Below are 6,105 nucleotides of genomic sequence, written 5' to 3' on the forward strand. Positions count from 1 at the left end.
CTCGCCATGTACTTTATCAACCAGATATTTGACTCTCTAGTCATGCTCGATTTCATCATTGCAAATTAGTTTCGCAAGACAAAAGTAGGAAATCCTACTTTATTCGATCACTAAAAAATTTCTTAAGCTTATCTACTTTCGGCTTTACTACAAATTGACAATATGGTTGACTCCCATTCAAATTGTAATAATCCTGATGATAATTCTCAGCCGGATAAAAATTAGTGAATGCAGTAATCTCTGTGACAATCGGGCGATCAAAAACCTTAGAATCATTAAGTTCTGCTTTTAGCTTTTCAGCTATCTCTTGCTGCGATGTAGTATTGCAAAATATTGCAGATCGGTATTGAGGGCCTACATCGGCACCCTGACGATTTAAAGTTGTGGGATCGTGAGTAGCCCAAAAAATTTTTAAAATTTCCTCTAAAGAAATCACTTTAGGATCATAATAAACTTCAATTACCTCAGCATGTCCTGTAGTGCCATTACAAATTTCCCGATAAGAGGGATCTTCTACAAATCCTCCGGAGTATCCTGAAATAACTTTTACTACTCCTTTAAGTCTTTGAAAAACTGCCTCTGTACACCAAAAGCAACCGGCGCCTAAAGTGATTAATTTTAAACCGTCAGGAATAATAAGAGAGGTAGTCGGAAGATTCATGGAATGATATTTTCTGTTTAAAAAATTATAACCCAATAACAATCAGATAAGTTTGGAAGGTTTACTGATTTTGGAATTATAGGGCAGATCATTATTGAGATTTATAACTTCACTATCAGATTTGATTTCTATCAAACCCTCTTGGTACAGTTGTTTAACTTTAAGAAAAACATCAACTTGAAATAACTCCCAATCCTCCGGATACATTTGCTGTATTACTTCTAAAGGAGAAAAATCAATTCCTTTTTTCTGTTGAAGCATTGCTAGTATTGCGATTCTGAGAATGTCCACAAGGAATAAATCAATTGCACACCATGACAAATGCAGGTGGTAGATTTTTTAGAGTAAAGCTGGTTTTAACCCTTTCGAAATGCTTTTTGAATAAGTTTTTCAACAAATACGAATAACAAATCTGAATAAAAAATCCATTTGGGGATAGTGCAAGCTTACTCTGCTCCAAAATCTGGTATTTTACATCTAAGGGAATCAAGCTAAATGGCAATGAGGAAAGTACATAATCTGCTTTCTTACCATTAAGGTATTGCTGGATGTTTTCGGCTGAATCATTAATGATATGGACATTTTCTTGCGGAAAAAGCTTTTCCATAGAGTCGCAAAATGATTTGTTAATTTCAAAGACGAATAACTCTGCATCTGGTGACATGCGATCAACAATTCCTTGAGTAATACTTCCATCTCCACCTCCCAACTCGACCATTATCTTTGAATCTGCAATGTTGGCATGCGAGAGCATTTTTGATACCAAAGCCTTTGAACTAAACGTCAATGCTCCTGTTGTACTGATATTTGAGTAGAGTTCTACCCATAAATCTGATTTAGTCATATATCTTTTTTCGGACTTCAAGATATCTTATTTTGCCCTATATTTTAATTAGATTTGCTTAAGAAATATTATAAATATGGCCCAAAAGGCTGAAATCCACTCAGATCTACCAATAAAAATTCAAACTACCCTGAAAAATTTCTGGGGTATGTCCTTGATATTCTTTATTCTAATGATCGGATTCCGATTCTTGGAATTAAAGCTTGTTTTCGATTCTCATATTTTACCTTTTCAGTTTGATGAGGTCTTGGCTGTAGGATTGTTGGATGATATCAGTTGGTACTTTTATTTCGTGGGATTGCTTTTAATCTTACATGGTATTGTTTCATTTTTTTCAATTAAAATCGCCAAATGGTTCAGCCAGTTAATATTTGGGATTGCATTAGTAATACAACTGGCACTTACTTTTTATTTCTCTAAATCCCTGATTCCCTTAGGAAAGGATCTTTACGCTTATAGTACTTCTGATTTGATTTTGACAGTAGAGGCTTCAGGCCAACTGAATCCCACTAACCTGATTCTTATCGGGATTTTCTTTGTTGTGCTCCTCTTTTTATTGCAAACTGGTATTTGGATTATGCGGCTGTCATTAAGGACTTACCTCTATGTCACTGGAATTTCTTATTTGTTGCTTTTGGCCGCTGTAATAAACCCACTTGTAGATTTAAAAAGTCAGGATGAGACTAAGCAAAACATTAAGTTGAATAAATCCAGTTTTTTGGCTTTTCAGACTTTTGATTACTTCATGTTTACCAATGAGTATTATTTTGATTTTTATTTAAGATCAACCAATGAAGGACTAACTGTGAAGAAGGATTATTTTGATCCTTCTTATCCTTTTGCTTTCAAAGCAAACTATACAGATGTATTAGGGCCCTATTTCGATAGCTTGGAAAAGGCTCCGGATATCGTTTTCGTTTTAATCGAAAGTATGGGAAAAGCCTATTCTGGGAGAGACGCTTATTTAGGCAGTTTTACTCCTTTTCTGGACTCCTTAGAACAACATAGCCTAGTTTGGTTGAATAATGTATCTTCAACTGGAAGAACATTCGGGATTCTTCCTGGTATTTTTTCAGGATTACCATTTGGAGAGAAAGGTTTTCTTGAGCTTTACCAAGATTTTCCTAAACATGAATCTCTATTAAGTGTCTTGAGAGAAAATGATTATGAAGTTCGCTATTTCATAGGAGCAGATCAGAATTTCGATAATCAAGGCAGTTTCCTTAATTACCAGAAAGTAGATCAGTTGGTAGATATTTTAGGTTTTGATCCGAAATATGAAAAAGCTCCTTCAAATACTGGTTTTTCATGGGGATATTCAGATAAAGAATTGTTTCGCAATGGTTTGGAAAAACTTCCAACTAACACCACTAAACCCCAACTTCGAATTTTTCAAACCCAAACTTCCCATGATCCATATCTAGTACCAGAGCTTCCGTTTTATCAAAGCAAGTTAAGAAGTCATTTGAAGGATAATTTGAAATTAAATGATTCTCAAGTTAGTGACTATCTGGCCTATGAAGACGTCTATATGACGCTTTTATATGCAGATGATGCGGTTCGGGAGTTTATGGAAGCGTATTCCAAGCGTCCCGAATTTGAAAACACAATCTTCATTTTTACCGGTGATCACCGATTACCTGACATTCCTATGTCCTCAAGATTAGATCGATTCCATGTGCCATTGATTATCTACTCCCCTTTGCTTAATCGCCCGAGCTATTTTAGAGGAATGACAAGTCATTTTGAGGTGACGCCGAGTATTCTTGCATTTCTTAGGGATCAAGCAGGTTTAAAAATGCCGGAAATAGCTACTTGGCAGGGCCAAGTCCTAGACACATCAAGGGTTTTCCAATCCAAATTAGCTATGCCAATGATGCGAAATAAAAATCAGCTTTTGGATTACTTAGACGGTGAGTTTTTCTTGTCCGATGGACAGTTATTTACAATTTCAGATAATCTGAATATCGACCCTGTTACAGACAATGATTTGACGAATAAGCTGAATGGGCAGTTCGAAGATTTTAAAAACAAAAACAATTACATGGTTCAAACTCGGAAATTACTTCCTGTCCAGCAGATCAATTAGTCACACGATTTTCAGCCTTCTCAAGAATCTGAGATATCAAAGGGAAGTAGTAATTCCAAAAAAAACTTTCCCTGTCTTTGTAATCAGAAACCAAGTGAAACCCTCGCCAGAGTATTGGAAGCCCCGTGAATTTAGCTGAACCCAAATCTACTTTCATATCCGTAAAATCTCCTGAAAAGTAATAAAACTGACCCTTATCAGAATTTTTTACCACTGTGGCAGGAAAAAACCGAGGTAAACCCATGGCTTTTAGTTTCTCTAATCCTTCTGAACTTGGATTGATATCAAAATATGAAACTACCTCGTAACCTCGATCAATTAAAACAATATCAAACCAATCTGGATATGGAACTACTTCAGGGAGTTGAAAACCTGTCTTGTTAAAGAAGGGTGTTCTGATTTCTGGGATGCGGGATTGATAATCTTTTTTATAAGTGAGCGCCTCTACTTTCCCATCTTCATGTACAAATACAAGTCCCGGACCTTTTCCTATCCAGATGTTGTCATGTTGCTCAAGGTAGTTTGTGATCAACCATTTTGGTAGCAATGTACTTGCTGTAGTATCAAGCTCCTCAAAATAGCGTGCAATCCAACCTGTCCATTTGATTCCAAGTTCATTCTCTATTTCCGTACGGTTAAATTTTGTCGTCGGAGAATCAAAGGAATTAAATTCTACTATAATAGTTTTGTTTTGTTTCGCGGCCTCTCTCACAAGTTTGATTTCTCCCTGATTCAAACCTCCAAAGACCTTGGAAGAACGCTCTTTTTGATTGGTTTTATTTAAATCATTCTTATAAACCCCATAAGTATCTGCTAAAAAAAGTACATCAACAGGCTTAATTTTAGCTTCTATTTCAGCTTCAGTAAGTTTGGAAAAGTCATCTCCAAAAGCTGGTTCATTTTCACTTGCCAAATGATATCCATAATAATCCTCAGTGAAATCATAGTACCTGTCTTCCATATTTTGAATCTTCTGATATTCAAGAATCCAGTAGAATGATTGGTGCTCGTTGTAAGTATCATTAGTGACTGATTTATCAATAACAACTATTTCAAGTTGCCTTATAGGATAAAACAGCCAGAAGGAATAACTAATCAAAGGGATTAGTAAAAAAGCCAGGATGATGGGTAAATATTTCCTTACTACTAATTTGAATTCTTCATTAAGCATAAGATTCAATTAAAACCGGTACTCTCCACCGATTGAGATATTCAAATTATTTCTAAAACGATCTGTACTTAATTCATCCCTACTATAGCCTGTGTAGCCAAAAATCATAAATCTCGGAACTATCAATTGTTGATATCCCAGCCGAACACGGTATGAATTTAGAAGTTGGGAAGAATCTCTACTTTCCTCATCAGGAGATACACCGGAGCTAATTTGCATACTGAAAAAATCCTCACCTGTCTTAAAGTAATAACGCGCTTGAATATTACCGGAGGTGCCCACTCCTACTTCTTGAGGGATTACGTTTACCCTAAAATTAAACCACCAATTCCCTACATATTTACCAAGAGAGGCAGTATAAATATTCGTAACTTCTGAGAACCTCAGATATCGGTACCCACCTTCAATTTCCCAAGCCTTGGGCAGATTAAAGTAAATAGATGTTCCAAAACGGAAATTTGGAAAAAAACTTGCTCCAGAGGCGCCAACATTGACATAGGCATAAGCATTTTTTCCTATCGAAGGATATGCATCCAATTCATATAAGGTACCAGAACCATCGAATCGATAGGCTTGCGTTACTCTTGCAATTAATGACCCCGTGAATTTGGTACGGGTTCTTCCATAAAGTGAAAAAGTGTTCCAAGGGCTTATGTCGGAGAAATAAGTGTCGTAATCATAAGTGACGCCCACAGCATTGTTTCTTCTTAACCGCTGCAAATTTTGTATGTATCCTAGAAAATCTTCCTGTCTAAATTCTTTTTCAAAAAGATCATCAGCAATTTTATAAGCAGCATCATAATCTTCTTGATTGTAATATAATCGAGATTCTTTATAGGCTAATTCTGGAGGAAAAGCAGATCCAAAATTTGTTTTGGCAAGATCGATTACTTTAAAACCATCCTCATAGGCTCCCGACCAAGTCAAGTTATCCAAATAAGCAGAATAACCATCTGAGTAAGTTGGAGATGCGATAATCGCTCTTTCTAAATAAATCGAAGATGAATCATTTTTTCCTTCCCAGGCGTAACTTCTTCCTACTAAAATCAGGATATCAGCATAGTTTGGATATTTATCCAGTGCACGAAAAGCAATTTTCCTTCCCTTAATATATTGTCCATCCATGATCAAAGTACGGGCTTCTGCCAATAGGACGTCCGGATCAAAAGAATCTTGAGCATTTATAGGGAAATTGAACCCAATCATCAAGATTAATAAAAGAATATGTATATCCGCAAAGATGCCAGTAGCCAAATAAGTTAGAAGTGACAGCCAGTGACAATCGCTTTCTTGCGATCTTAACGGGTACTAAATTAGGTCAAAATAAACGGTTTTGACCA

General features: G+C 36.1%; 6 protein-coding genes. 1 reads left to right on the plus strand and 5 read right to left on the minus strand.

Annotation, left to right across the window (positions count from 1 at the left end):
- Positions 1-94 precede the first annotated feature (94 nt).
- Genes msrA through P8O16_RS08200 form a run of 3 tightly spaced genes read right to left on the minus strand, consistent with a single transcriptional unit; the run spans position 95 to position 1,505 of the window.
- Positions 95-661 (minus strand): peptide-methionine (S)-S-oxide reductase MsrA, encoded by a 567-nt coding sequence (gene msrA, locus P8O16_RS08190; RefSeq protein ID WP_300313103.1) that lies wholly within the window; start codon positions 659-661, stop codon positions 95-97.
- A gap of 42 nt (positions 662-703) precedes the next feature.
- Positions 704-952: a hypothetical protein gene (locus P8O16_RS08195; RefSeq protein ID WP_300313107.1), complete on the minus strand. Its 249-nt coding sequence runs from the start codon at positions 950-952 to the stop codon at positions 704-706.
- 10 nt (positions 953-962) lie between these two features.
- Complete coding sequence (locus P8O16_RS08200; protein ID WP_300313110.1) at positions 963-1,505, minus strand: rRNA adenine N-6-methyltransferase family protein; 543 nt, start codon at positions 1,503-1,505, stop codon at positions 963-965.
- A gap of 148 nt (positions 1,506-1,653) precedes the next feature.
- On the opposite strand from P8O16_RS08200, the gene P8O16_RS08205 reads away from it, so the two are divergent.
- Positions 1,654-3,594, plus strand: a complete 1,941-nt coding sequence (locus P8O16_RS08205; protein ID WP_300313113.1) for an LTA synthase family protein — start codon at positions 1,654-1,656, stop codon at positions 3,592-3,594.
- Here P8O16_RS08205 and P8O16_RS08210 read toward each other — a convergent pair.
- Together P8O16_RS08210 and P8O16_RS08215 are read right to left on the minus strand one after the other, a co-directional pair.
- Positions 3,587-4,765, minus strand: coding sequence for a hypothetical protein (locus P8O16_RS08210; RefSeq protein WP_300313116.1), 1,179 nt, complete (start codon positions 4,763-4,765; stop codon positions 3,587-3,589). The genes P8O16_RS08205 and P8O16_RS08210 overlap by 8 nt on opposite strands.
- 9 nt (positions 4,766-4,774) lie before the next feature.
- Positions 4,775-5,971 (minus strand): YaiO family outer membrane beta-barrel protein, encoded by a 1,197-nt coding sequence (locus P8O16_RS08215; RefSeq protein ID WP_300313119.1) that lies wholly within the window; start codon positions 5,969-5,971, stop codon positions 4,775-4,777.
- Positions 5,972-6,105: the final 134 nt, after the last annotated feature.

This window comes from Algoriphagus sp. (assembly GCF_029254265.1).
Taxonomy (GTDB): domain Bacteria; phylum Bacteroidota; class Bacteroidia; order Cytophagales; family Cyclobacteriaceae; genus Algoriphagus.